We start from the raw sequence: 25,444 nt of genomic DNA, 5'->3' as shown, positions 1-25,444 counted from the left end.
TCATTCTTTCTTCCATTTTTCAAGTAGATTTAGCCGCTTGTTCTGCTCGATCTGTAATTGAATGCCCTCTTCAGGACTCGTTTTATTGGGTACTTTATATATGGTACCTTTCCTAACCTTAGAAGGAGGCTGTAGGGTTAATGAGTCAATCACTTCTTGGTTGAATGCAAGCTGGGCACATTTTTTCCAATGGTCCTCTACACTACTGCAAAGGTGAATATTTCTGTCTGTCGAGGAGAGGATTCGCTGAAAATCCGCGAGAAAATCTTTGATAAAGAGTGCATCTTCCTTGAAATCCGAGGCGAGGGCAGCTTGGATGGCCGATTGTCCAAGTTGGCTTATTCCCGCTTCAAAGCTCATACTCTTGGGTTGCCATGGGCCATAAACCGTCGGTAAAAATACCCTTTTAACTGATTTTATTCCCTCGCAAGCGCTTAGCACAGGCTGAAATTCATCAGTATCACCATCGATTGGCAAGATAATCATGATTTTCAAACTATTTATATGGTCATTTTTTTTGCATTTTTTCAAAAAAGAAACAATATCATCTATTTGAAGGTTGGTTAACCCTGCTGTACCTTTTTGACTATCATAAAAAGATAATATAATGGTGAATTGCTCGGAAACATCCAATAACCGAAGTTTGTTTATTTGAAAATAAGTGAAATTGGCATTACGTCCAATTTCTAGTTCCTTTTCTTCTATAATATATTGATTGGCTTTAGAATCTTCCCAATCAATTCCGATTACCTCTTCCCCTTGCCCCAACAGATATTGTGTCAAATGAAACCCTATAAATTGATAAGCCCCAACGACAATATATGTTTCCATGATACAGCCTCCCCTTATGCAATAGCACGCTTATCCGGCACCACATTTTTTAACAGATGCTGTATCGTATGCAAAGCATTTCGAAAATATATCCATTCTCATAAAGACTCTTCATTCTCTTTAAAAAACTTCTGTATTAGATAAGGGATTTTATATCGTTTTTCGGCTAATAAATATGTCAAATGCAAGTGGGCTTTCCTAGTTCTTTGGATTCTTCGATAGAAGGAGGCTTGTTCTTTACGAAAACTTCCGAAAACCAGAATTACTTTCACTGGAATGTTATGTGGAAATGCCTGCTCATGAGAATCAATTATCTCCTTTTCCATTTCGGTTGGATCCAACTCGTGAGCAGCGGCTGCTTCCGATAACCACTTTTTATAAAAAAATTTATTATCCTTTTCATTTTCCAGCTGTACTTTAAGAGATAAAATGGGATCAATGAGGACAACGGAACGAATTTGACTCCCCATCTCTTTCATTAGCTTTAATGCAAGCAGAGCCCCTGTCCCCTCTGCAAGCACATGGATTTTACGATTGACTATTTCATTTTTCATAAAGAGCATATATAAGTTCAACGAAAGAGCGAGTGCCTTCGAGCTTCCCCAATTGGCTCCGTAAAAATTCGAGGAAAAAAGAGTGTACCCGGATTGTTTCAAATACTCTAATATACGTAACCTGCCAGGATGCTGAAGCCAAAAGCTACTATCCTTATCTACAAAAGAACTGCGGTCCCCAATAACCAAGACGGAAAATCCACTAGGCTGTTCCGGATAATAGACGATATTCCATTGGTCTTCAATTTGAAAAGTTCTCTGTTCCATCTAAACTAACTCCTTTTAGGAATAAATAGTACTATTAGTTAATTTATGTTGAGACATCAAAAGGGTAAGGGGGGACGCCTATCCTCCAATCTTAAATTTATCATTCAGCAGTGATTGCGATGGGCTTGGGAGCACTCACCCATATCCTTGGCTTATTATTCCTAAACGTTCCTCCTAAGTGAAAGGGCTACGATGAATTATTTATCAGTTATTATGAAAAAGCCGTTTTAACTGTATATTAATTATGGTAAGATAAAAAAGATTGTAGTGGAATGAGGTGAAATTCGATGCGTTATGCTTGGACAATTCTTTGGACATTCTTATTAGTGCATATGCTTGTATATGTTGTTTCTTCCATGATCGGAGTTTCATACGATGCTACACAGGGAACAATTCTAGGACTTATTACAGCTGTTTTAGTTTGTATCATTCCTGCTGTTATGCCTGAAGGGCCATCAAAAGACTCACATCAACATTAAGAAGCAAAAAGAGGACATCCTTTTACTTGGATGTCCTTTTTCTATACCGTTTTCAGCCTTGGTTTAAACTACAGTAGAAAATTTACCTCAAGACCAATTCACCTTGATTATAATCAATCGTCAGGCTTTCTTGGTTCCCCATGCTTCCCGATATGATTTTGCGGGCCACTTTCGTTTCTACATGTTTTTGGATAAAGCGCTTCAAGGGTCTTGCTCCATAAACAGGATCATATCCTTGTTCAGCAATAAACTCCTTAGCCGCATCCGTTACACCAAGAGTGATATTCTGTTCAGTCAACCTTACCTGTAACTGTTGAATCATCTTTTCCACAATGCCGACGATTTCCTGTTTCGTGAGCGGTTTGAAAAGTACGATATCATCCACACGGTTCAAGAACTCAGGACGGAAATGTCCTCTTAATTCCGTGAAAACCTGTTCTTTTATCCCCTCTTCAATGGCCCCATCTTCTCGATTGGACTGTAACAAGAAATGAGAGCCAATATTGGAAGTCATGATAATGACCGTGTTTTTGCAGTTGATTGTTCTTCCTTGGGAGTCTGTAATCCTTCCATCATCAAGCATTTGCAGCAAGATATTGAAGACTTCAGGATGAGCCTTTTCAATTTCATCAAGTAATACGACTGAGTAAGGGTTTCTTCTAATCGCTTCGGTCAACTGACCGCCTTCCTCAAATCCCACATATCCCGGTGGCGCTCCCACCAAACGGGAAACCGAATGTTTCTCCATATACTCAGACATATCGATTCGTATCATATGTTCATCGCTATCAAATAACGTTTCTGCCAAGGCTTTGACCAATTCTGTTTTCCCGACCCCTGTCGGTCCTAAGAAAATAAAGGAACCTATCGGCCTATTGGGATCCTTGATACCGGCTCTAGCCCTTAAAACCGCATCCGATACAAGTTCCACCGCTTCCCCTTGACCGATTACGCGTTCATGAAGAATATCGGAAAGGCGAAGCAGTTTTTCTCTTTCGCTTTCCACTAACTTGCTTACCGGAATACCCGTCCATCTGGCGACGATCGAAGCAATTTCTTCCTCTGTCACTTCCTGACGAAGCAACCTAGATTCCTGTTTACCATTTTCCAATTCATCTTCCATGGCTTCCAAATCCTTTTGAAGCTGTGGGATTTTCCCGTGTCGAAGCTCCGCCGCACGATTCAGGTCGTAATCATTTTCCGCCTGTTCCAACTCGTGCCTTAACTTTTCAAGTTCTTCCCTCTGATCCTGAACTTTCTGAAGTGAAGATTTCTCCATTTGCCACTTGGCCTTCATGCTGGTGGCTTGATCCTGCAATTCGGAAAGTTCTTTTTGGAGCACTTCCAGTCTTGCTTTGCTTTGAGGATCCTCTTCATTTTTCAGGGCCGCTTCCTCTATTTCCAGCGTCATGACCTTCCGTGTAATTGCATCAAGTTCCGAAGGCATTGAGTCAATTTCCATCCTGATCATCGCGCATGCCTCATCCACAAGGTCTATCGCTTTATCAGGTAAGAATCTCTCCGTGATATAGCGATTCGATAGGACCGCCGCTGCAACAATGGATCGATCATGGATTCTCACCCCATGATGTATCTCAAACCGCTCCTTCAGACCACGCAAAATGGAAATTGTATCTTCTACGTCTGGCTCTGGAACAAGGACTTGCTGGAAACGGCGCTCAAGAGCAGGGTCCTTCTCAATGTACTTACGATATTCGTCGAGGGTAGTCGCACCAATGCAATGCAATTCGCCACGCGCTAACATTGGCTTCAACATATTTCCAGCATCCAATGCCCCATCCGTTTTACCTGCACCAACAATGGTATGCAATTCATCGATGAATAAAAGGATGTTCCCTTCGCTCTTTTTCACTTCATTCAGAACAGCTTTCAATCGTTCCTCAAATTCACCGCGAAACTTGGCCCCAGCAACGAGGGCACTCATATCAAGGGAGAAAACCGTTTTATCTTTAAGCCCCTCCGGTACATCTTTCCGGACAATTCTTTGTGCCAAGCCTTCGACGATGGCCGTTTTACCTACCCCTGGTTCTCCGATTAAAACAGGATTATTTTTCGTCTTACGTGATAAAATCCGAATGACATTTCGAATTTCCGTGTCACGGCCAATAACTGGATCGACGTTCCCCGCCTTAACCTCTGCTACAAGATCTCTTCCATATTTTTTTAAAACTTCATATGTGTTTTCTGGATTTTGACTAGTCACTCGCTGATTCCCCCTGATTGATTGGATAATTTGCTTCGCTTTCTCGTAGTCTATCCCATAGTCTGCAAATAGCTTTCTTATGTTCGGTTTACCTTCCTTTAACAGAGCAAGTAAAATGTGTTCAACGGAAAGATACTCATCCTCCCAGCTCTTCATTTCCTTTTCAGCCGTCAATAGAAGATTTTGAAGGGAATTAGACATATAAACTTGAGCGGCACTTCCGTTCACTTCAGGCAACTTATTTAGTTCTTGATTCAGCTCCGTTTCAAAACGAACGAGCGATTGATCTATTTCCGATAAAAGTCTTATTAGTAGGCTTTCATCCTGTGTCATGAGGGCTTTTAATAGATGAAGCTCGGTAAGTTCTGGATTCTTCTTATCTTTGGCCAGCTCCTGCCCACCTATAAATGCCTGCTGGGTTCTTTCTGTCATAGCATTAAAATCCATCATAAAACCTCCCAATCATTGTTTCCATGTACGAACTCTCATACCGTTTGACCAATTTTGACCTTTTATAATTTCATTATACTGCTTATTCTTTCCTTGTAAAGAAAAGTTATATTGTGATTCATTTTTTTCTTAAGAATGTTCATGAATTATGCCAAGCTGGAAGAACCATGAAAAAATATTTCAAGTAAAGAAGCGGAAGAGTTTTTTAGAGATGCAAAAATAATCTTCACTAAAAAAGCAGGAAAGGGTATGGGACCCTTCCTGCTTTTCATTTTTATTAGGGCTTTCTCTGATAGGTCCATATCCGGTTATGATTCGAAGTTTCAGGAAATGTGTCTCCTGCTTCAAGCTTTACCATTTGCGGATTGACTACCATACTGCCTGTTTCACCTATTTCTACATATGCCCCATTATTCGGTGCCTTTTGCCCTGGCTTGAATTGACGATTTTGCCCCATGCATTTCACCCCTTTACATGCTTTCCCTGTTATTATTGCCACCTTTTTTACTTTCATGACCGAAATTTTCATGATGAAAAAGAGCCTGAGTACAAATTAAAAGGTGCCTGCCATAAGCAGACACCTAATATATTATGAAAGTAAATCTACGAGAATCGCCTTTTGTGCATGTAGACGGTTACCCGCTTGATGGAAAACGACTGAATTCGGTCCATCGATGACTTCGGCAGTCACCTCTTCTTCTCTATGTGCAGGTAAGCAATGCATGAATAGATAATCTTTCTTTGCATGCTTAACCAGTTCAGCATTGATTTGATAGCTCTTAAACGCTTCTAAACGGATGCTGTTCTCAAGTTCTTGCCCCATGGAAGTCCAAACATCGGAATAAACGATATCTGCATCCACGATTGCTTCCACCGCTGAAGTCGTAACAACCACTTCACAGTTGTTCTCAGCTGCGATTTCCTGTGCATAAGCAACAATCTTTTCGTCCGGTTTGTAGCCTTCCGGACATCCAAGAGAGAAATTCATCCCCATTTTGGCGCAGCCAACCATCAATGAATTGGCTACATTATTTCCGTCGCCAATGTAACTCATTTTTAAGCCATTCAATTTCCCTTTCAATTCTAGGATTGTCAGGAAGTCCGCCATCACTTGGCTCGGATGAGCAAGATCAGTTAATCCATTAATGACTGGAATAGTGGCATTTTCAGCCAATCCCATGATTTTTTCATGTTCGAAAGTACGGATCATGATGCCATCGATGTACTCAGAAAGGACTTTCGCCGTATCGGAAATGGGTTCTCCACGTCCGATTTGCAAGTCATTACTACTCAAAAATAATGCATGGCCCCCTAGCTGTAGCATTCCCACCTCAAAAGAAACCCGGGTACGAGTGGATGATTTTTCAAAAATCATCCCTAATGTCTTCCCTGCTAAAGGCTTATATTCCTCGCCCGCTTGCAATGTGGCTTTTATGGTCTGTGCCAATTCTAACAATGCTGTAATTTCCTTTGATGTAGTCTCTTTCATCGTCAAGAAATCTTTTCCGTTCAAAATTTTCGAGTGCGTCTGTGCCATCAATGCATTCATACGTGTGACACCCCTTTCGAATAAGTTACAAGCCATTCCTGCAATGAGGTAACAGTCGTTTCTGCCTGGTTCAGTGATTGCAAATAAGCTTTAAATGTTTCTTCTTCCGTAAAGGCCAATAAACGATATTTGGCGGCCAATAACCTTAGTTTCTTATCTTCTTCAGTGGTTCCATAAGCAAGAACAACAGCAGCATTACCTTCCTTTAGCCATTGGTCAAAGTCCGAATTCGTTAGCTTCAAGTCGGCCTCATTGATTTGCTTAAGCAACCCTTCGCTAAGTTGGACAGTTTCAGATTGGTACACACCGGTCGTATGTTTAGCCTTTTGAGCATGAAACACTTTTGTTAGCGCTTCAGCCATGGTTTCTCCGATTGCGATGCCTTCACCTGTGGATTTCATTTCCGGACCTACTTTTGAATCAAGTCCGCTTAATGCGAAGGTTGAGAACACTGGATATTTGACGACAGAATAAGGAATATCCTCCATTAAACCTGTTTTTTCAAACATATTTGCTAATGAATATTTCCCAAGCAATATTTTTGTCGCAATTTGTACTAAAGGTACATTCGTGACTTTACTGATGATTGGAATCGTCCGGCTAGCACGCGGATTTACTTCCAGTACATACACATTACTGCCTTCAATGACGAATTGAATATTCATAAGCCCTTTATATCCAAGCTCTTTTACAAGTTTTTCTGCATACAATGTCATTTTATCTTTGACATCATCCGAGAGGGACTGTGCAGGAAGTAAAGCCATGCTGTCTCCTGAATGAACTCCTGCCTTTTCTACATGTTCGGCTACGATTGGGATATAGATCTCTTTACCATCCGCAATTAAGTCGATCTCCGCTTCCTTACCCGGAATATATGAATCAATCAGGACTGGATACACAAGTGCCACGCCATTTTCAATTCGGTTCAGCAGGCTTTCCTTTGAACGGATTATTTCCATTCCTTGACCGCCAATGACATATGAAGGTCGTAATAAGACCGGGAAGCCGATTTCTTCAGCACATTCAACTAGCTCTTCTACACTATCGGCCATTGTACCTGGTACATGGGGAATCTCCAGGTTTTGCAATAGCTGATAGAAACGATCGCGATCTTCCAGCTGGTCAAGCATGTCAAATGAAGTACCAAGCAAATTGATTCCGTAGTCTTCTAACCCTTTTGCCAGATTGATGGCAGTCTGTCCACCGAACTGGACAATCACATCCTCAATATTCTCCGCTTCAATGACATTCAAAACATATTCTAAAGTCAAAGGTTCGAAATAAAGTCGATCTGCCGTAGCAAAATCCGTACTGACCGTTTCAGGGTTATTATTAATCATGACCGTTTCCACATTTTCATCTTGAAGTGCATAAACACCATGGACGGAACAGTAATCGAATTCAATTCCTTGACCGATTCGGATTGGGCCGCTGCCAATCATCAGGACTTTCTTCTTTTCCGTTGTTTTTTGTTCATTTTCACCAAAATAAGTCGAATAATGATAGTTTGTATGTGATTCAAATTCCGCTGCACATGTATCCACCGTTTTATACACTGCTGATATTCCAAGTGACTTCCTATGTGCCCGCACGTCGATTTCACTAACATTCCACACAGAAGCAAGGTAGCGGTCAGAAAAACCCTTTTCCTTGTAAAGCTGCATTTCTTCTTTGGTGACCGATTCGATTGTCTTTGCAGAGATTTCATGTTCATTCTCAATCAACAAAGCGAAAGAGTGAAGGAAATAGTAATCAATGGCGGTGGCCTCATGGATTTCTTCAATCGTCACACCTTTGCGAAGCATTTCAAAAATGACAAAAATCCTTTCATCCGATTTCTCAGCAAGCTTTTCCCATAGCTCTGATACGGACTTATCCTTTAACGATAAAAGTTGAAGCCCATTCGTCTTTAATTCTAATGAATCAATGGCCTTTTGTACGCCGCCTTCAAAGTTACGGTGCAGCGCCATCACTTCCCCTGTCGCTTTCATCTGTGTGCCTAATTTACGGTGTGCCGTCGTGAATTTATCGAATGGCCAACGCGGGAACTTGACAGCTACATAATCCAGGGCAGGTTCGAAGCTTGTATACGTACTTTTCGTTACAGGGTTGATTAGTTCTGACAAATGATAGCCGACCGCCAGTTTTGCGGCGATTCGGGCAATCGGATAGCCAGTTGCCTTCGAAGCCAATGCAGAAGAGCGGCTGACACGCGGATTCACTTCGATTAAATAGTATTGTTTGCTGTTTGGATCGAGAGCAAACTGTATATTACATCCGCCGATGATTCCCAAAGCGGAAATGATTTTGATAGAAGCGGAACGCAGCATGTGAAACTCATCATCAGACAAAGTCTGTGATGGTGCCACAACAATGGAATCACCTGTGTGAATACCGACGGGGTCGATGTTTTCCATATTGCAGATGGTGATACACGTATTGTTCCCATCACGCATTACCTCATATTCTACCTCTTTAAAGCCTGCTATGCTTCTCTCGATTAAGCATTGCGTAATCGGGCTTTCTTGAAGTCCTCCCCGTACTAGTTCTTTAAAGGTCTCCATGGTTTCCGCAATCCCGCCGCCCGTTCCACCAAGTGTATAAGCCGGTCGAACGATGATGGGAAAGCCAATTTTGTCGGCAAAAGCTAACGCCTCTTCCAATGTATGGACGATCGTACTGTCCGGTACTGGCTCGTTAATTTCAAACATGAGCTGGCGGAACAGTTCACGATCTTCCCCCTTTTTGATGGAGTCAATCGGAGTTCCCAATAACTTGACCTTATATTTTTCAAGAATCCCAGCATCATCTAACTGGTATGCAAGATTTAATCCGGTTTGACCGCCTAAAGTGGCAAGCAAGCCGTCTGGCTTTTCCTTGGCAATAATCTTTTCCACTACATCCACTGTTAATGGCTCGAAATAGACGGCATCCGCATTCAGTTCATCCGTCATGATGGTTGCCGGATTATTATTGACAAGAATGACTCTATATCCTTCCTCTTTTAGAGCGAGGCAGGCTTGTGTTCCTGCATAATCAAATTCAGCGGCCTGACCGATGACTATTGGCCCTGACCCAATTACTAAGATTGTCTGTATCGTGTTGTCTTTAGGCATATGCTTTTTCTCTCCCGCTATAATCATTTATCATTTGTAAAAAGTCATTGAATAACAGTGAACTTTCAACCGGCCCCGGATTCGCTTCCGGATGGTATTGTGTCGTAAAAATCGGAAGGTCTTTATGCATAAGCCCCTCAACAGTATGATCATTCACATTCCGGAACCGAACTTGAAGCGATGTTCCCTCCAAACTTGGTTCATCGACTTCATAACTATGATTCTGTGAACTCATATATACCCTTTTCGTTTTCAAATCGACCACGGGCTGGTTCGCACCTCGGTGCCCAAACAGCATTTTTTTCGTATTTCCTCCAAAAGCAAGTGCGGTCAGTTGATGACCTAGGCAAATGCCCATTGTAGGAAAATGCGAAATGATTTTCTTGATATTATCCAGTAAATATTCAAGCTGTTTTGGATCCCCAGGCCCATTTGAAAGCAAAATGCCGTCCGGTTTCAATTTCGTGATCTGTTCGAATTTGGTGTCAAAAGGGACGACAGTAACGCGGCAACCTTGCTCGATCAAAGAAGTCAGAATCGATTTTTTATAACCGAAATCCATCAAAATAATATGCTTGTCGCCTTCCCCGTAACTTTCAAGCTGCTTAGTTGAAACGACTGCAACATGTGCAGCTAAACCATCTAGCTTGGATTCGAAAGTATGTTGACCTTCCGCCGTGATGGCCGCTTGCATAGAGCCTTCTTGACGGATATTCTTGACGACTGCCCTTGTATCCACATGACTCAATAGCGGGATATCCCATTTATCTAAATATTCATTAAGAGAATATTCGGCTTGAAAATGAGAATGATGCATATTACCTTCATATACAACAACGCCTGCCACGTGTGGCTTCTTACTTTCAAAATCCACTTTATTAATTCCGTAGTTTCCTACTAAAGGATACGTAAAAATGACGATTTGATCTTTATAGGAAGGGTCGGTCAATACTTCTTGATATCCGGTCATTCCGGTAAAAAAGACAATCTCCCCAGTGATTGCTTTTTTGTTCGGTTTAGTTAAAAGTTCCCCTTCAAAAACGGACCCATTTTCTAAACATAAATAGTTTTTCATGTTCTTCACCTCTTCTGAAGATGTATATTTATATAAATAGTAGCATAATTATTCATTTTATTCTATAAAAAAATCTAATAATTTAGAATATTTGTTTTGTTTTTAACACTTTCTTTATCTTCCCGATAGCCTGGTCCATTTCCGATTTATCCACTGTTAGGGGTGGCAGCAAACGAAGAACGTTCGGTCCGGCACTTAATAATAGTAGACCAGCATCTTGCATCTCCAATATAAATGTCTGAACTTCCTGTTTACACTCTATGCCAATCATCAACCCAAGACCACGAACTTCCATTACCTCTTCTACACCCTCAAACGCCTTAATCAATTCACTTTTCAGATACTCTGCTTTATCTGCTGTTTCTGCTAAGAAGCCTGGTTGGAATAATTCAGTTAAAACCGCTTCTGCAGCTGCGACGCTCACGGGGTTTCCTCCGAATGTCGAACCATGGCTACCAGGTCCAAAGAATTCTGCCAACTCCCCTTTACCGATCATCGCCCCTATAGGGAGACCATTTCCAAGCCCTTTGGCAGAAGTAAGGATATCTGGCTGGATATCGAAATGTAGGAAGGCGAATGGTTTACCTGTCCGTCCTATCCCTGTTTGAATTTCATCAACGATTAGGAGTGCTCCATGTTTTTTGCATTCAGCTGCTATTGCATCCAAATAGGATTGCTGGACAACATGAATACCACCTTCCCCTTGAATGATTTCAATCATAACTGCTGCCGTATCATCATCCACTGCGTCCGCTAAAGCTTCGTTATCATTGAATGGCACATATTCAAAAGAGCTTAACATCGGACCGAAACCCTTTTTGATTTTATCCTGACCGGTTGCTGCCATTGTTGCGAAGGTACGACCATGAAAAGACTGCAGGCATGTGACAATCTTACTTTTCCCTGTCGCTTTACGGGCAAGTTTGATTGCCGCTTCATTTGCTTCAGCGCCGCTGTTGGCAAAGAAAACCTGGTCCAATCCAGTGGCATCTGCCAGCATCTTTGCAACCTTTTCCTGTACGGAGCTCTGGAACATATTCGATACATGCCAGTATTTATTCAATTGCTCAGTAACGGCATTCTTCACTTTTTCATGACAATGGCCAAGGTTTAGCACTCCAATTCCTGATGTGAAGTCAAGATACTCTTTCCCATTCTTACTGATTAACTTCGTACCGCTCGCTGTTTCTGGTTCTATGTCCCATCTTGCATATGTTGGAAATAAAGAACTCATTTGAATACCCCTTCTTTCTGTAAAAATTTCGTACCGATGAACTGTCCATTTTCGTAGAAAAGGTCTTTTCCACTTACAATCATGACTTCTTCCACACCTTTATCCAACACGGATAATGCAGTGTTTACTTTCGGAATCATCCCACCATAAATGCTACCATCTGCAATCAATGCCTGCGTCTCCGCTTCTGACAGCTTTTCAATGATTTGATGATCCTTCATTACCCCTTTGACATCTGTTACAAATAAGCACATTTCTGCCGAAAGGGCTTTAGCCACTGAACCTGCTGCCATATCGGCATTCACATTCAGTTTGTCTCCATTAGCTGTACACGAGATAGGCGTCAATACTGGGCAGTAACCTTTTTCAAAAAGAAGTTCCAGTAATTCGGTATCGACTTGATGGATTTCACCCACCGCTCCCAGTTTCTTTTCATCTATAAAATTACCTGTCAGGATGCCCCCATCCGAGCCATTAAGGCCAACAGCCTTAATTCCGTGTTCTTCCAGCTTGTGCACAAGGCAGCGATTAGACTTACCTGCCAGCATCAGCTCAACCACTTCTAGCACATCAGCTGTCGTTTTTCTTAAACCATCTTCAAAGACTGGTTCAATTTCAAATTTCTCAAGCATCGAGTTAATATCCGGGCCGCCACCATGAACAAAGACGATTTGATACCCGCGGCTTTGTAATTCTTTTACACTTGTAAAAAACGATTCGGATAACTCGTTAATAATGCTGCCGCCACATTTGATGACTAAAATCCCCACCAATTCATCCCCCTTATGATCGATAGCTACCATTTATTTTCACATAATCATAGGTTAAATCGCAGCCCCATGCCGTTCCTGATTCGTCACCATCATGTAAAAAGACATTAATTGTAATATTTTTATTTTCTAGATAGGCCTTCGCCTCTTCTTCAGAAAACTGTACGGGTTCTCCTTCATTCAGAACAACGATGTCCCCAAAGGCAATCGTTGTTTGTGTAGGCTGAAAATCCACTCCGCTTCTTCCCATTGCCGCAATAATACGCCCCCAGTTAGCGTCCGACCCAAATGCTGCGGTCTTCACTAAATTGGAACCAACAATCGTTTTTGCCATCATCTGTGCATCTTGTTTCTTATCCATGCCATGGACATTGACTTCGATTAATTTTGTAGCGCCTTCTCCGTCTTTTGCAATCTGCTTGGCTAGACTTTCAGAAGTCTGTTTTAATAAATTCAAGAAGACTGGCCATTCCGGATGTGCTTTGGATAAAGATTCATTGCCTGCTTCTCCATTTGCCAAGACCAGGACCATATCGTTCGTGGAACTATCACCATCAACCGTGATCTGGTTGAAAGTATCGTTGGTTATTGCAGATAAGGCTTCCTGTAGAGAAGCGGGTTCTATGGCTGCATCCGTTGTAATGAATCCAAGCATCGTTGCCATGTTAGGATGGATCATTCCCGACCCTTTCGCTGCACCGCCCATCTTCACGACCTTACCGTCAATGACCGTTTCATATCCGCAACTCTTTGTAACGATATCCGTTGTCAAAATGGCTGAACCAAAGTCTTCTGCAGCCTCTGGCGTATCCGTAATCTCAATTAAATCTATGCCTTTTTTGATTTTTTCCATATCCAAGTATTCACCAATGACTCCGGTAGAAGCGACGGCGAATGCCTGGTCTTCCAACCCGAATTTTTGTGCCGTAAGCTGACGCATTTCATATGCATCCCTTAAACCTTGCTCTCCTGTACACGCATTCGCACAGGCACTATTCACAACGATTCCATGAAGTTTGCCGGTAACGGAGATGCTCTCCTTCGTCACATTTATCGGAGCGGCTTGAACGATATTTTGTGTATAAACCGCAGCCGCAGACGCTGGGACTTCTGAAAAAATAACGCCAATATCTTTTTTTGAGTAACGTAAACCTGCATGAACGCCTGACGCTTTAAATCCTTGTGGAATTAAGATGTTGCCATTTTCAATTTGTTTGATTGTTTCAACCAGCTGTAGTGTATTCATTATTTCCCTCCAAGAAATTTTATGGATAAAGCGGGGTGTTCCATAATCCTGTTGTTTCTTCCATCCCCATTACTATATTTGCATTTTGTATGGCCTGCCCTGCTGCACCTTTTACTAAATTATCAATTACGGAAACAATTGTGGCCCTTCCGGTTCTATCATCATAAGCGACACCAATATCGCAAAAATTCGAGCCATAAACTTGTTTTGTAGAAGGGAAGTGATTTAACGGCTGTATTCGGACAAATGGATGTTTTTCATAAATGGTTTCATACAAATCCCTTAATTCGGCCGTTGAAGTTTGCCGATTTAGCTTAACGTACATTGTGGTCATGATCCCTCTCGTCATCGGGACAAGATGGGTGTTGAATGAGATCGGCTGTATATCTTTCGACCATCTTCCAAGCTGTTGCTCAATTTCTGGTATATGTTGATGCTGGTTCACTTTGTATATTTTGAAATTTTCATTCATTTCACTATAATGCGTCATAACAGAAGGAGACTTTCCTGCCCCGGACACCCCTGATTTAGCATCGATAATAACATCGGACCCTGTAGCCCATCCTTCTGTAAATATAGGGGCCAGACCAAGCAATGTAGCGGTAGGATAACAACCTGGATTTGCAATGATAGTGGATTGCCTAATATCGTCGGCATTCCATTCAGCTAGCCCGTATACAGCTTTTTCTATAATTGATTGGGGTGCAGCCTCTTTTTTATACCAATGTTCGTATTCTCCTGGAGCTTGAAGCCTAAGGTCCCCTGACAAATCGATTACTTTCATATCGAGATCAGAAAATTGCGAAATCAGTTGCGAGGAAACACCTGAAGGAGTAGCAAGAAAAACAATATCAGATGTTTTTGCGATTTTTTCCGGATCAATGGCTTCTAATTTGACTTTCATATGCATCAAATGTGGATTATCTTCATGGATACTCCGACCAAATTGAGATGAAGTATGTAATGATTCTATATGTAAATGAGGATGATTATTCAGGAACCTTATTAGCTCCAAACCACCATATCCTGTAGCTCCGACAATTGAAACGTTCATAAAACCACTCCTATATTCTAGTCCCTGTCATTCTTTGATTCTACTATTATATGACTGAATAAAAATAAAATCAAATGTATTTTTATGAAATTACTAAATTGTATAAAAATTTTTGACCTTAAGGTACCAGCCACTAGGCCTTTTTCTAAGTAGTGAGTCGGATTTAACTGATCCCTTCCCGTATTAATCGCTTTCACAGCTTCCTTCAGGCACTATTCATACCTCCTTTAATAAGGACTGCCTTCTTTACAGTCGTACATTTGTTTACGTTCTTGCTGTGCAATGGGGAACCCTCCGTACTTATCCATCCTAATGTCTTGAATAAAGGATTGCATTACTTCTTATTTCATTGTATATATGCATAAAAATCGTATAAATTATTCATTCATGCCAATAAAAGCACAAAAAAAACGGAATGGCATAGTTGCCACCCCGTTGTTCTGCTTGTCCTATCAAGATTCAACGTTATCCGCCAATAAAGGACATTTCTATTTTTTCTTGTTTTTTCACAGTACCCTCTACCCGCTCATCCGAATAACGATCATCACGATGGTTCCAAATGGAAATGATATGGGCCGTTAATTCTTCATCGGTCATATCTGAGCGAACCAATGACTTTAGGTCATGCCCTTTTCCATTAAATAAACAGGTATATATGCTACCGTTTGCAGAAAGGCGTGCCCGTGTGCAACTTGAACAGAAGGACTCGGAAACAGATGTGATGAATCCTACCTCTGTGGTCGTTCCTTTATAACGATAACGTTTTGCGACTTCCCCGAAATAATCTTCCTCCACGGGTTCCAAATCGAATTCTCCCTGGAGCATTTCAAGCAACTCTTTTTTCGTTATTACGTTTTTAAGCTGCCAGCCATTTGTATGGCCAACATCCATGAATTCTATATAACGTAGTTGAATGCCCTCTTGTTTACAAAAGCGGGCCATGGGCAAGATTTGGGACTCGTTCGTTTCTTTTTTAACGACCATGTTAACCTTGACACCAAGTCCCGCTTTTTTAGCAGCCTCGATGCCTTCTAGTACTGGTTTTATCCCGATGTTCCTACCATTCATCTGCTTAAATAAATCATCATCCAGACTATCCAGGCTGATATTCACCCGCTGTAGACCGGCAGCCTTTAAACCTGCCGCATGTTTCTTCAAAAACACGCCGTTGGTGGTCAATCCTATATCTTCTATCCCTTCAATTAAGACAAGTTCAGAGATAAGTGTAGTTAAGTCTTTACGTAAAAGCGGTTCCCCGCCCGTCAGCCTTAACTTTTTCACACCTAGTTTTGCAAATATTTTTGATATCCTTATAATTTCTTCATATGATAAAAGCTCACTCTTAGGGAGGAACTGGAAATTTTCATGAAAAATTTCAGCCGGCATACAATACTGACAACGGAAGTTACAGCGGTCGATGACGGAAATCCTTAAATCTCTTAATGGCCTATCTAAAGAATCTTTAATTTGACTGGTCAATTAACCACCCCTAGCCTCGTGGATTAGAAAAAGCCAGACCAATAAAAAGCTGCTCCACAAATTGAGGATTCACCGTTTTTTGACTGGCTTTATATTTAATCTTATACACGGAAATTTATTTAATACCTAACGCAATTTTTGCATATCTGGACATGCGGTCCTTGGACCATGGTGGACTCCACACAATTTGTACGTCCGTTTCTTTTACTTCCGGAATATCTTCCAGCACTAATTTCACCTGGTCAACGATAGTTCCAGCTAATGGGCAACCCATTGCCGTCAATGTCATTTTAACAGTCGTTAGTCCTGCTTCATCCATATCCACATCATATACTAAACCTAAATTCACGATATCTATTCCAAGCTCTGGGTCAATTACCTGCTCCAAAGCTCCCATAATAATGTCTTTTGTATCTTGATCCATCTAATTCACTCCTTTTGTAATCCATATACCACGATATTTATGGTGGATGATGATAGTAAAATAGTTAACACTATCTTCATATTAGAATCATAACAGATTTTACGTGTTCATTTAAGCTTTTTGTATAGTTGGTAATAAATGTTGTTCAAACCATTTCGCCGTTTGAAGCACACCTTCCCTACTTACTTTATGAGCCGCCCTCTTATCGAGAATGAACTTTATCTTATCATCCACTTCATTATAACTTGATTTTACCTCTTCATAAAAGCGATATGCATATTGATAAGGAACAACATGATCTTTAGCACCATGCCAAAACAATAATGGCCGATTAGCTAATTTATCACGATTCAAGCTAAGGTCAAATGGCTTAAGCTGTGCAATCGATTGTGTGATTTCCTCTTCGGTAAGAGGAAATTCGATTTCTCTTTTTTTAATTTCCCCTATTTGAAGTTCCGCAAACGAAACATATGAGGGGTTACCCATCAAACTCACCCCGGCTGATAACCAATCAAAGGTAGCTAGAGCACCATGTGTCACAATACCACCCATAGAACTGCCGGCAATGCCAATTCTTGTAGGATCGATCAATTTTCGGGAAAGTAAATCATCTTTAAGTAAAGGTAATTCCTTTATGCTCTGTAATACCATTTCCCAAAAGCGTGGCATCAACTCGGATTCACTATGGCCTGCCTCTCTTTCACCATGGTAGACAACATCGGGAAGAATCACGCGAAATCCCTTCTCAGCCAACAAGTAGGCATAGTGGAGGTTATGTTCTTTTGCACTTTGAAACCCATGTATAAATATCACAAGTGGTAGTTCGTCATTAAAAGTAGACTGCTCACTAACATGCAATACAGGAATATGGCCGATTAGTTCATTTTCAATTATTACCAATTCAATCCCTCCGAATCATTTAGGAGACTCAATATAATTCCACAAAAACTTATTACGTTATTCGAAAAATAGTCCGCTATAATCCAGTGAATATTATAACCCTTAATTTAGTAATATCATACAGGAATGCATAAAGAATGAAAAAGATTTACAATTCCTTTAAACTAAGCTTAACAATATTCGCATATAATGAAATCAAAAAGAACAGAAGGTGCTTTATATGACTGAAAAACATTTAATCGTATTGGATCTTGATGGAACATTACTTACCGATAAGAAAATAATATCCCCTCGCACAAAAGAAACCCTTTTAAAATTGAAAGACGATGGGCACGAGGTCATGATTGCAACTGGCCGTCCCTTCCGCTCAAGCGAACTCTATTATCGCGAACTGGGATTGACTACACCCATCGTGAATTTCAATGGAGCTTTTGTCCACCATCCTTTGCAGACAAGCTGGGGAGTGTATCATTCACCCCTTGATATCAAGGTTGCAAAAGAAATCGTCGACGCATGTGATCAATTTAGCTATCATAACATCATCGCTGAAGTTAAAGATGATTTATATGTCCATCATCATGATGAAAAATTGATGGATATGTTCAATGTAGGAAATCCAAAAATGACAAGTGGCGACCTTAGAAATTTCCTTAAGGATTCACCTACATCGATGCTCATCCATACCGATAGTGAATATGTCGGTCAAATCCGGCAGCATTTATCGGATGTTCACGCGGAATTGGTGGATCACCGTCGTTGGGCAGAGCCCTTTCACATCATTGAAATCATTAAAAGTGGGTTAAGTAAGGCTGTTGGTCTTCAAAGGGTTTCCAATTATTTGGACATCCCAAAAAATCGGATCATTGCATTTGGGGATGAGGATAACGATTTAGAAATGCTTGATTATGCAGGAACCGGTGTCGCAATGGGGAATGCCATAGAAGTGGTCAAAACAGTTGCCAATACGACCACCTTGAGCAATGAGGAAGATGGGATTGCCATTTTTCTTGAGGAGAAGTTCAATCTGAAATAACGTCATATTTTTCCTTTATAAAATCTCTTCAACAAGCCACACTAGTAGAGACAACATCTTGAAAGTTGTTGTCAAACGCTCAGATATGGAGGAGATAATAATGGGAACTAAATCAAAACGGTTTATACAGCAAGGCAAAGAAAGTGTTGCCAAACACGCTGAAAAAATCCCTTATCACACTACGTATGCAGAGGCTGAAAAAGACAGATTAAGAATTATGTCAGAACAAAGCTATGGTGGCTTCTAATGGGAAACAAATTATTCCAGCAAGCAAGGGAATTTGTTGACGAAGCTCTCCACTCTGAGCCGGATGGCGACCAACAAAAAACTGTGGACATCGCTAAAAACGCACTTTCTTCCGCGAATGCCAATACGAATGACGCTGAAAAAGAGCAATTGCGTGAACTTCAGGAAAAGTTGGAAAACCATCTTAAATAAGTAAAGAGAAAGCCTCCAGAATTTCTGGAGGCTTTCTCTTTTACTCATTATTCCTGGCCTTGCCGCCTTTTTCACCGATTTCTTTATAAAAATCTTTACCATGGGAATCGGATGTGGCTTCCCCACCCTTTTGACCGATTTCCTGATAAAATTCTTTGTTGTGGTTATCCGATGTTGCTTCTCCGCCTTTTTGTCCAATCTCTTGGTAGAAATCTTTGTCGTGATTTTTTGAAGTGGCTTGGCCACCTTTACGTCCGGCTTCTTGCCTACTCATTTTTTCATCTTTAGCCATTGTTAATCACTCCTTATCAAGATTTGATTTTGGCGTTACGTTCCATATTTAGCCCTTTTGTACGAGCCCTAAACGTAAATTCCCCTCATCTCTCCATTTGTCACCGAAGTGTAATGACTTTGAAAAATATGGTAAATATTTTCATTCTCTTCGGAAGGTACCGACAATTCCCGATGTTTCTATGATATTCGTGAAAGCATGTGGATCGACTTCTTGAATGATTCTCTCCAGATCATATAATTCATACCGGGTGATGACAATCATCAGCATTTCCTTACTTTCATTGGTGAATGCTCCTTTTGCTGGTAGCCTTGTAATGCCTCGAACCAATTGAGCATGAATGGCTTCCTTCAGTTCTTCACTTTGCTTAGTAATGATCATGGCCGTTAGCTTTTCATGGCGTGTATGTATGGCATCCACCACTCGAGTTGATGTATATAGTGTAACAAGCGTATATAAAGCCTTTTCTGGTCCATATATCGCTCCTGCAGATAGGATGATTATGCCATTCAGAAGAAATAAATAAGTTCCGACAGGCTTATCTTTTTTACGTGATAAAAGCATGGCGATAATATCCATACCACCTGTTGATGCCCCATATTTCAAGGTAATCCCTACTCCCACAGCCGCTATCACACCACCAAATACCGCATTTAACAAAATGTCGGGTGACCATCGTGTAAGTGGAATGATTTCCATGAATAAACTCATCAAAATAACACTAAAGAAGCTATAAAAAGTAAAGGACTTCCCAACTTTTTTCCAGGCAATTATTGTGACGGGAATATTTAATAGAAAGAGTAAAATACCCGTAGAAACATTAAATGGAGCAAAAGATCCTACAATACTTGATAGGAGCTGGGCCACCCCCGTAAATCCACTTGCATAGACATTGGCTGGAATCAGAAAGAAGTTCATTGCAACAGCATTTAAGAATGCACCAATTATGACTACTAAAATTTTCTTTACTTCGTTACCGTACAACCAAAAAACCTCCTAATATATTCTATTTCTAGTATCCAATACCCCTTATTTTCTCTTTCTACAAACGTAGAGATTGAATTTTTACCGTTACGTGCTAAACTAAAAAGAGTAAAAAACACATTTACTAAATTTTGTAAAAGAGAAAGCAGGTGTATTATGGCTATCACGATTCTTGCGGATAGTGCATGTGATTTGCCATTGTCTTTCTATAGAGAAAACAATGTATCATTGATCCCTTTACAGGTTCATTTGGATGGGCAAAATTATGAAGATATCCTTACCATTAATTCAAAGGAAATCTTCCAAGCCATGCTTAATGGTAAAGCTCCCAAGACTTCGCAAGTTTCTCCTGAACATTTCCTGGAGGTTTTCACGGAATTTGCCAAGGAGAAAAAACAAGGCATTTACATAGCCTTTTCTTCTGAATTATCCGGAACTTACCAAACAGCCGTTATGATTCATAACCAGGTTAAAGAAGAGTACCCTGATTTGGACATAGAGATCATCAACACAAAATGTGCTTCATTGGGTATAGGCATGATTGTAGAACAAGCTGCCCAGTTAGCAACGGACGGAGCTACCAAAGAAGAAATTTTAGCACATATAGATTTCCTCATCAAGCATATGGAGCACCTATTCACGGTAGGTGACCTTGAATACTTGGCGCGAGGTGGCCGTATCTCCAAAACATCTGCCCTTGTTGGGGGATTATTAAACATTAAACCGCTACTCAACGTAGAGGATGGAAAGCTTGTTCCACTTGAGAAGATACGTGGCAAAAAGAAATTGGTGAAAAGAATGATGGATTTAATGCATGAGCGAGGCAAAAACCTGTCTACTCAAACGATTGGCATTTGTCACGGTGATGACGAAGAATCAGCATTAGAATGGAAAGAAGCCATTCAAAATGAATTTGGAACGACAAATTTCATAATTCACTCAATCGGTTCGGTAATTGGGGCACATACTGGCCCAGGTACAATTGGTATCTTCTTCTTAAACGATACCCCTGCGAAATCATAAATATGCATACTCCCTCTTATAATTGTGAATAATACTATTAATCATGATTATGAAGGGAGTTTTATTATGTCAAAAACCAAAGATAACAATAAAAGACCCGAAGATAACCAAGCAAGAAATGCTGAAAAAAATATAGCATACCAAGAAAATCTCAAAGCTGGAAAACACTCTTTTTCCAAAAAAACGGATCATAAATGAAGCGAGGGGTATCACCCTCGTTTTTTCTTTACACATTTTCTCCCCCCACCTACCACCTACTCCACAGACTGAATGTCTTGTCTTCCTTACCTATCTTCTCTATAATAAAAGAAATAAAACCTGCTGGAGGTAAGTAATGGCAAAGGAAAATTCATTCGATATCGTATCCAAAGTAGATTTCCCTGAAGTAATAAATGCTGTAACCATGGCAATGAAAGAAATACAAACACGTTATGACTTCAAAGGAAGCTTAAGCAATATCACCATCGACAAAGAAGACCTTGTTTTGGTTTCTGACGATGAATATAAACTTGATCAATTAAAAGATGTTTTAATCAGTAAGCTTGTAAAACGTGGGGTTCCTATTAAAAACCTGGATTACGGCAAAATTGAAGGAGCTTCTGGTGGAACGGTCCGCCAACGGGCTAAACTCATTCAAGGCATCGACAAAGAGCAAGCAAAAAAAATCAATACCATCATTAAAAACAGCGGACTCAAGGTCAAGAGTCAAATTCAAGATGATCAGATCCGCGTTACCGGTAAAAACAGGGATGACCTGCAAGGCATCATTTCAGCCATCCGTGGCGCTGACTTATCCATCGAAGTACAATTTTTAAATTACCGTTAAAGGCAAGCTCACCCGTTATGGGTGGGCTTTTTTTATTCTAAGACCTTTTACACCAGCTTTCTTCCTAGCCCCTTCTTGCCTTCATTTAGCAATATGCATCGTTTCCAAGGAGAGCGGAAAAGCTATTCTTGCGTGATTCACCATGTTTAAACAAATTTTAAAAAAGGAATAGTAGAAAAAACAAAAACAGGAGGGGTATTCATGACTGAACAAAATAAACAAGGGTTTCCACCGCAACACCAACAACATCAACCGGGAGTAGAGACAAAGATGGATCCGAACCCTGAGTCGGTAAAATCTGAATATAAAGGCAGTGGAAAATTAAAAGGAAAAACAGCTATCGTAACTGGCGGAGATAGTGGGATTGGTAAATCGGTCGCCATCTATTATGCAAAAGAAGGAGCCAATGTAGTTGTAGCTTATTTGGACGAGCACGAAGATGCGAAAAAAACCAAGGAATTGATTGAACAGGAAGGACAAAAATGCTTGCTTCTTGCAGGGGATATCGGTGATGAAGCATTCTGTAAGGATATCGTCAAACAAACAATCGAAGAGTTCGGTGGCTTGGATATCCTTGTAAATAATGCAGGTGAACAGCATGTGCAAGAAAGTCTTCTGGACATATCGGCTGAGCAGTTGGAAAAAACGTTCCGAACTAATATCTTTTCCATGTTCCACTTGACGAAAGCCGCTTTGAAACACTTGAAAAAAGGAAGCAGCATCATTAATACAACCTCAATAACAGCCTATCAGGGCAATCCAAAATTAATTGATTACTCTTCCACTAAAGGTGCCATCTTAGCCTTTACACGAGCGCTTTCCAATTCCATTTCCAAAGATGGAATCCGTGTGAATGGTGTAGCTCCAGGGCCTATCTGGACGCCGCTTATCCCTGCATCATTCGGTGAAGAAGATGTGGCCAAATTCGGACAAAATACACCGATGGGTCGCGCTGGACAACCAGAAGAATTGGCACCTGCCTATGTTTACCTTGCAAGTGACGATTCATCATATGTTAGCGGACAAGTCATCCACGTGAATGGTGGTTCCGTAGTAAACGGATAAACGAGATAATGTTAAAAGGCAGTGGATCTTTTGAAGATCCGCTGCCTTTTTTATTATCCTGAAGGATTCAGGTAAGAAGTGTCGAATTCTATGACAAGAAAGGAGTGGTTTTATGAATAAAATTGTCGATTCATGGTTTACCGTTACAGAATTAGATTCGAAAACGTTTGCGATTAGTGAATACGGCCATTGGGAGAAAGTGCATTCCTTTTTATTGTTAGGGAATGAAAAGGCTGCCTTGATCGATACCGGATTAGGAATCGATCACATAAAACGGATAACGGATCAATTGACTGATCTTCCCATCATCGTCCTGACTACACATGTTCATGCTGATCATATTGGAAGTCATGCCGAATTCGATACGATATATGTTCATCAAGATGATGCAGACTGGCTGATTAATGGGATTAAAGGGTTATCTTTAGATCAAATACGAAAAGATATGACCAGAGACATCACAAGACCTGTACCAAGATCATTTAACCCTCTTACATATCGTCCATATCAAGGGATTCCTGATAAAGTACTTATTGATGGAGATGTCATCCATCTCGGGAAACGTGACTTGACCATTTACCATACACCTGGGCATTCACCGGGGCACATTTCTGTTTTCGACCACGCAACAGGTTATTTATTCACCGGAGACCTATTTTATGCTGAAACCCCTATCTACGCATTCTATCCATCGACGAATCCTGTTGACCTTGTTAATTCTTTAGAAAGAATTGCTCGAATAAAAGGTGTCTCCAAAATATATGGAGGGCATAACCAACTGGGCCTCGAGCCAACATCCCTTTCCGAAGCACTTGAAGCGGTTCAGTATCTTCGGAAACATAATCTGGATAGACACGGAACCGGTATTCATTCATTCAAAAGCTTCAGCGTTCAATTTTAACGAATTATAAAAACGCAATGCTCCGTTCCCCTTAATAATTCATGACCCACGATTCTTGTTTTAAAGGTCGGCAGGAACTCCTTTCCACGAAATAATGCGGAATGATAATTCTTCCCGGCTCTTCCCCCTTCTGTAACTTTTGGATAATTGATTTGGTTGCCTGGTATCCAAGATCGAAAATATTAATATCGACTGAAGTAAGAGCAGGCAAGGAAAATTCTGAGAAAAGACCGTTATTAAAGCTTACGATAGATATTTCTTCAGGAGTACGTATGCCCATCTCTCTTAGTGAGTGGACAATTCCAAGCGCCATAAAATCATCACTTACAATCATTGCGCTTGGGGGTTCTTCACTTGATAGCAAACTATTTGCCGCTGCCCGTCCTCCATTATGTAAAAATTCCCCATAAAGCGTATATTCGCTTCTAGGAACAATGCCTGCCCTTTTTAAAGCATTTTCATATCCAGATAAACGATCGAGCGTCATCACTAATTTTTTGTCACCACCAATAAAGCCAATTCTTTCATGCCCTAATTGAAGGAGATAATCTGTCGCCTGCTCTGCCGCCAGGATATTATCATTATCCACATATGATATTTCCTCCGTAAACTCATAGGGCTTTCCAATCATGACAAATGGAAAATCCCTCGCTCGTAAATAGGTTAGAATGTGGTCATTCATCCTTGAATACATTAGGATGATGCCATCAACCATCCCTCCTTGGACCATCTTTACGATTCCTTCGTAAATTTCATCCTCCGTTTTTCCTGTGCTCAGTAACAGAGAATATTGATTTTCCTGAGCTCCTTCGCTAAGCCCTTGAAGGATTGCCGAAAAAAAAGGGTTTTGATAAATAACGTTTGACGAACACGGTAAAACCAAACCTATGATTTTGGTGGATTGGTTAGCCAGACTACGCGCAATGAAATTCGGGTGGTATCCCAATTTTTCCATCGCTTTACGCACGCGCACTTTGGTTTTCTCGCTAATTCGAGGATTATTTGCAATCACCCGCGAAACTGTTGAAGGTGCTACATTCGCCAGTTGAGCTACATCTTTTATCGTAATTGCCATGAATGACCTGTCTCCTCTCATAGTATGAATGACTTTTTTCGAGCCAAATACATACAACCCAATAATACTTTTCCAATATATTAAATAAATATACAATTATATGTATCTATAATACACTCAACCCAATAACTATATCCATTACTTTTTTCAAATTT

The 25,444-nt window shown here is 40.7% G+C and carries 25 protein-coding genes and 1 pseudogene; 9 read left to right on the top strand and 17 right to left on the bottom strand.

From position 1 onward, the window contains the following. Window positions 1-831, bottom strand: coding sequence for a hypothetical protein (locus ACQKL5_RS05900; protein WP_427607157.1), 831 nt, complete (start codon window positions 829-831; stop codon window positions 1-3). Between the two features lie 98 nt (window positions 832-929). Then, entirely contained in the window at window positions 930-1,652 is a 723-nt protein-coding gene (locus ACQKL5_RS05895; RefSeq protein WP_427607155.1) for a hydrolase, read from the bottom strand. A 287-nt stretch (window positions 1,653-1,939) separates the two neighbouring features. On the opposite strand from ACQKL5_RS05895, the gene ACQKL5_RS05890 reads away from it, so the two are divergent. Continuing rightward, entirely contained in the window at window positions 1,940-2,131 is a 192-nt protein-coding gene (locus ACQKL5_RS05890) for a YjzD family protein (protein ID WP_402964326.1), read from the top strand. A gap of 82 nt (window positions 2,132-2,213) precedes the next feature. Here the strand turns inward: ACQKL5_RS05890 and clpB are convergent, their stop codons facing one another. From clpB to ACQKL5_RS05830, 12 genes are all read right to left on the bottom strand, one after another. Next, a complete protein-coding gene (clpB, locus tag ACQKL5_RS05885) occupies window positions 2,214-4,802 on the bottom strand; it encodes an ATP-dependent chaperone ClpB (protein ID WP_427607153.1) in 2,589 nt (862 codons plus the stop codon). A gap of 280 nt (window positions 4,803-5,082) precedes the next feature. Next, window positions 5,083-5,262, bottom strand: coding sequence for a YjzC family protein (locus ACQKL5_RS05880; protein WP_427607151.1), 180 nt, complete (start codon window positions 5,260-5,262; stop codon window positions 5,083-5,085). Window positions 5,263-5,394: 132 nt separating this feature from the next. Then, complete coding sequence (gene argF, locus ACQKL5_RS05875) at window positions 5,395-6,354, bottom strand: ornithine carbamoyltransferase (RefSeq protein WP_427607149.1); 960 nt, start codon at window positions 6,352-6,354, stop codon at window positions 5,395-5,397. Then, window positions 6,351-9,470, bottom strand: a complete 3,120-nt coding sequence (locus tag ACQKL5_RS05870) for a carbamoyl phosphate synthase large subunit (protein ID WP_427607147.1) — start codon at window positions 9,468-9,470, stop codon at window positions 6,351-6,353. The genes argF and ACQKL5_RS05870 overlap by 4 nt, the downstream gene beginning before the upstream one ends. Continuing rightward, the gene (locus ACQKL5_RS05865) at window positions 9,463-10,545 is read right to left on the bottom strand and encodes a carbamoyl phosphate synthase small subunit (RefSeq protein ID WP_427607145.1); all 1,083 of its coding nucleotides are present in this window, start codon (window positions 10,543-10,545) and stop codon (window positions 9,463-9,465) included. The genes ACQKL5_RS05870 and ACQKL5_RS05865 overlap by 8 nt, the downstream gene beginning before the upstream one ends. Before the next feature lie 82 nt (window positions 10,546-10,627). Further along, window positions 10,628-11,779, bottom strand: coding sequence for an acetylornithine transaminase (locus tag ACQKL5_RS05860; protein ID WP_427607143.1), 1,152 nt, complete (start codon window positions 11,777-11,779; stop codon window positions 10,628-10,630). Beyond that, a complete protein-coding gene (argB, locus tag ACQKL5_RS05855) occupies window positions 11,776-12,582 on the bottom strand; it encodes an acetylglutamate kinase (protein ID WP_427607141.1) in 807 nt (268 codons plus the stop codon). Before argB ends, ACQKL5_RS05860 begins: the two co-directional genes overlap by 4 nt. Next, window positions 12,563-13,795, bottom strand: coding sequence for a bifunctional ornithine acetyltransferase/N-acetylglutamate synthase (gene argJ, locus ACQKL5_RS05850; RefSeq protein WP_427607139.1), 1,233 nt, complete (start codon window positions 13,793-13,795; stop codon window positions 12,563-12,565). The genes argB and argJ overlap by 20 nt, the downstream gene beginning before the upstream one ends. A gap of 19 nt (window positions 13,796-13,814) precedes the next feature. Then, complete coding sequence (gene argC, locus ACQKL5_RS05845) at window positions 13,815-14,849, bottom strand: N-acetyl-gamma-glutamyl-phosphate reductase (protein ID WP_427607137.1); 1,035 nt, start codon at window positions 14,847-14,849, stop codon at window positions 13,815-13,817. A 465-nt stretch (window positions 14,850-15,314) separates the two neighbouring features. Then, on the bottom strand, window positions 15,315-16,328 hold the full coding sequence (gene moaA, locus ACQKL5_RS05840; protein ID WP_427607135.1) for a GTP 3',8-cyclase MoaA: 1,014 nt from the start codon (window positions 16,326-16,328) through the stop codon (window positions 15,315-15,317). Window positions 16,329-16,443: 115 nt separating this feature from the next. Beyond that, window positions 16,444-16,752 (bottom strand): metal-sulfur cluster assembly factor, encoded by a 309-nt coding sequence (locus ACQKL5_RS05835; RefSeq protein WP_402867769.1) that lies wholly within the window; start codon window positions 16,750-16,752, stop codon window positions 16,444-16,446. A gap of 111 nt (window positions 16,753-16,863) precedes the next feature. Beyond that, window positions 16,864-17,652 carry a prolyl oligopeptidase family serine peptidase gene (locus ACQKL5_RS05830; RefSeq protein WP_427607134.1) on the bottom strand — a complete coding sequence of 263 codons (789 nt, stop codon included), beginning with the start codon at window positions 17,650-17,652 and terminating at the stop codon, window positions 16,864-16,866. Between the two features lie 220 nt (window positions 17,653-17,872). Here ACQKL5_RS05830 and ACQKL5_RS05825 point away from each other — a divergent pair, with 220 nt between their 5' ends. The 3 genes from ACQKL5_RS05825 (at window position 17,873) to ACQKL5_RS05815 (ending at window position 19,123) form a co-directional block, all read left to right on the top strand. Continuing rightward, window positions 17,873-18,685 carry a Cof-type HAD-IIB family hydrolase gene (locus ACQKL5_RS05825; protein ID WP_427607132.1) on the top strand — a complete coding sequence of 271 codons (813 nt, stop codon included), beginning with the start codon at window positions 17,873-17,875 and terminating at the stop codon, window positions 18,683-18,685. A gap of 100 nt (window positions 18,686-18,785) precedes the next feature. Then, complete coding sequence (locus ACQKL5_RS05820; protein WP_427607130.1) at window positions 18,786-18,932, top strand: hypothetical protein; 147 nt, start codon at window positions 18,786-18,788, stop codon at window positions 18,930-18,932. Further along, the gene (locus ACQKL5_RS05815) at window positions 18,932-19,123 is read left to right on the top strand and encodes a DUF3813 domain-containing protein (protein WP_427607128.1); all 192 of its coding nucleotides are present in this window, start codon (window positions 18,932-18,934) and stop codon (window positions 19,121-19,123) included. Before ACQKL5_RS05820 ends, ACQKL5_RS05815 begins: the two co-directional genes overlap by 1 nt. Before the next feature lie 46 nt (window positions 19,124-19,169). On the opposite strand, the pseudogene ACQKL5_RS05810 reads toward ACQKL5_RS05815, so the two are convergent. Together ACQKL5_RS05810 and ACQKL5_RS05805 are read right to left on the bottom strand one after the other, a co-directional pair. Beyond that, window positions 19,170-19,415: pseudogene (locus ACQKL5_RS05810) on the bottom strand (KGG domain-containing protein); the annotation flags it as partial. A 141-nt stretch (window positions 19,416-19,556) separates the two neighbouring features. Next, window positions 19,557-20,399: a YitT family protein gene (locus tag ACQKL5_RS05805; RefSeq protein WP_427607127.1), complete on the bottom strand. Its 843-nt coding sequence runs from the start codon at window positions 20,397-20,399 to the stop codon at window positions 19,557-19,559. Between the two features lie 156 nt (window positions 20,400-20,555). On the opposite strand from ACQKL5_RS05805, the gene ACQKL5_RS05800 reads away from it, so the two are divergent. The 5 genes from ACQKL5_RS05800 (at window position 20,556) to ACQKL5_RS05780 (ending at window position 24,214) form a co-directional block, all read left to right on the top strand. After that, entirely contained in the window at window positions 20,556-21,422 is an 867-nt protein-coding gene (locus ACQKL5_RS05800; protein WP_427607125.1) for a DegV family protein, read from the top strand. Window positions 21,423-21,488: 66 nt separating this feature from the next. Next, window positions 21,489-21,620: a DUF3941 domain-containing protein gene (locus ACQKL5_RS05795; RefSeq protein ID WP_427607124.1), complete on the top strand. Its 132-nt coding sequence runs from the start codon at window positions 21,489-21,491 to the stop codon at window positions 21,618-21,620. Between the two features lie 136 nt (window positions 21,621-21,756). Next, window positions 21,757-22,248 carry a YajQ family cyclic di-GMP-binding protein gene (locus ACQKL5_RS05790; protein ID WP_402964260.1) on the top strand — a complete coding sequence of 164 codons (492 nt, stop codon included), beginning with the start codon at window positions 21,757-21,759 and terminating at the stop codon, window positions 22,246-22,248. A 201-nt stretch (window positions 22,249-22,449) separates the two neighbouring features. After that, window positions 22,450-23,313: an SDR family oxidoreductase gene (locus ACQKL5_RS05785; RefSeq protein ID WP_427607123.1), complete on the top strand. Its 864-nt coding sequence runs from the start codon at window positions 22,450-22,452 to the stop codon at window positions 23,311-23,313. Between the two features lie 112 nt (window positions 23,314-23,425). Next, window positions 23,426-24,214 carry an MBL fold metallo-hydrolase gene (locus tag ACQKL5_RS05780; RefSeq protein WP_427607122.1) on the top strand — a complete coding sequence of 263 codons (789 nt, stop codon included), beginning with the start codon at window positions 23,426-23,428 and terminating at the stop codon, window positions 24,212-24,214. Window positions 24,215-24,245: 31 nt separating this feature from the next. Here ACQKL5_RS05780 and ACQKL5_RS05775 read toward each other — a convergent pair whose 3' ends face one another. Next, the gene (locus ACQKL5_RS05775; protein ID WP_427607120.1) at window positions 24,246-25,289 is read right to left on the bottom strand and encodes a LacI family DNA-binding transcriptional regulator; all 1,044 of its coding nucleotides are present in this window, start codon (window positions 25,287-25,289) and stop codon (window positions 24,246-24,248) included. Window positions 25,290-25,444 lie beyond the last annotated feature (155 nt).

This window comes from Peribacillus sp. NPDC097675, from assembly GCF_050277655.1.
GTDB lineage: Bacteria > Bacillota > Bacilli > Bacillales > DSM-1321 > Peribacillus.
Note: the sequence above shows the minus strand (reverse complement) of the source record. Positions and strands in the feature narration are given on the sequence as shown.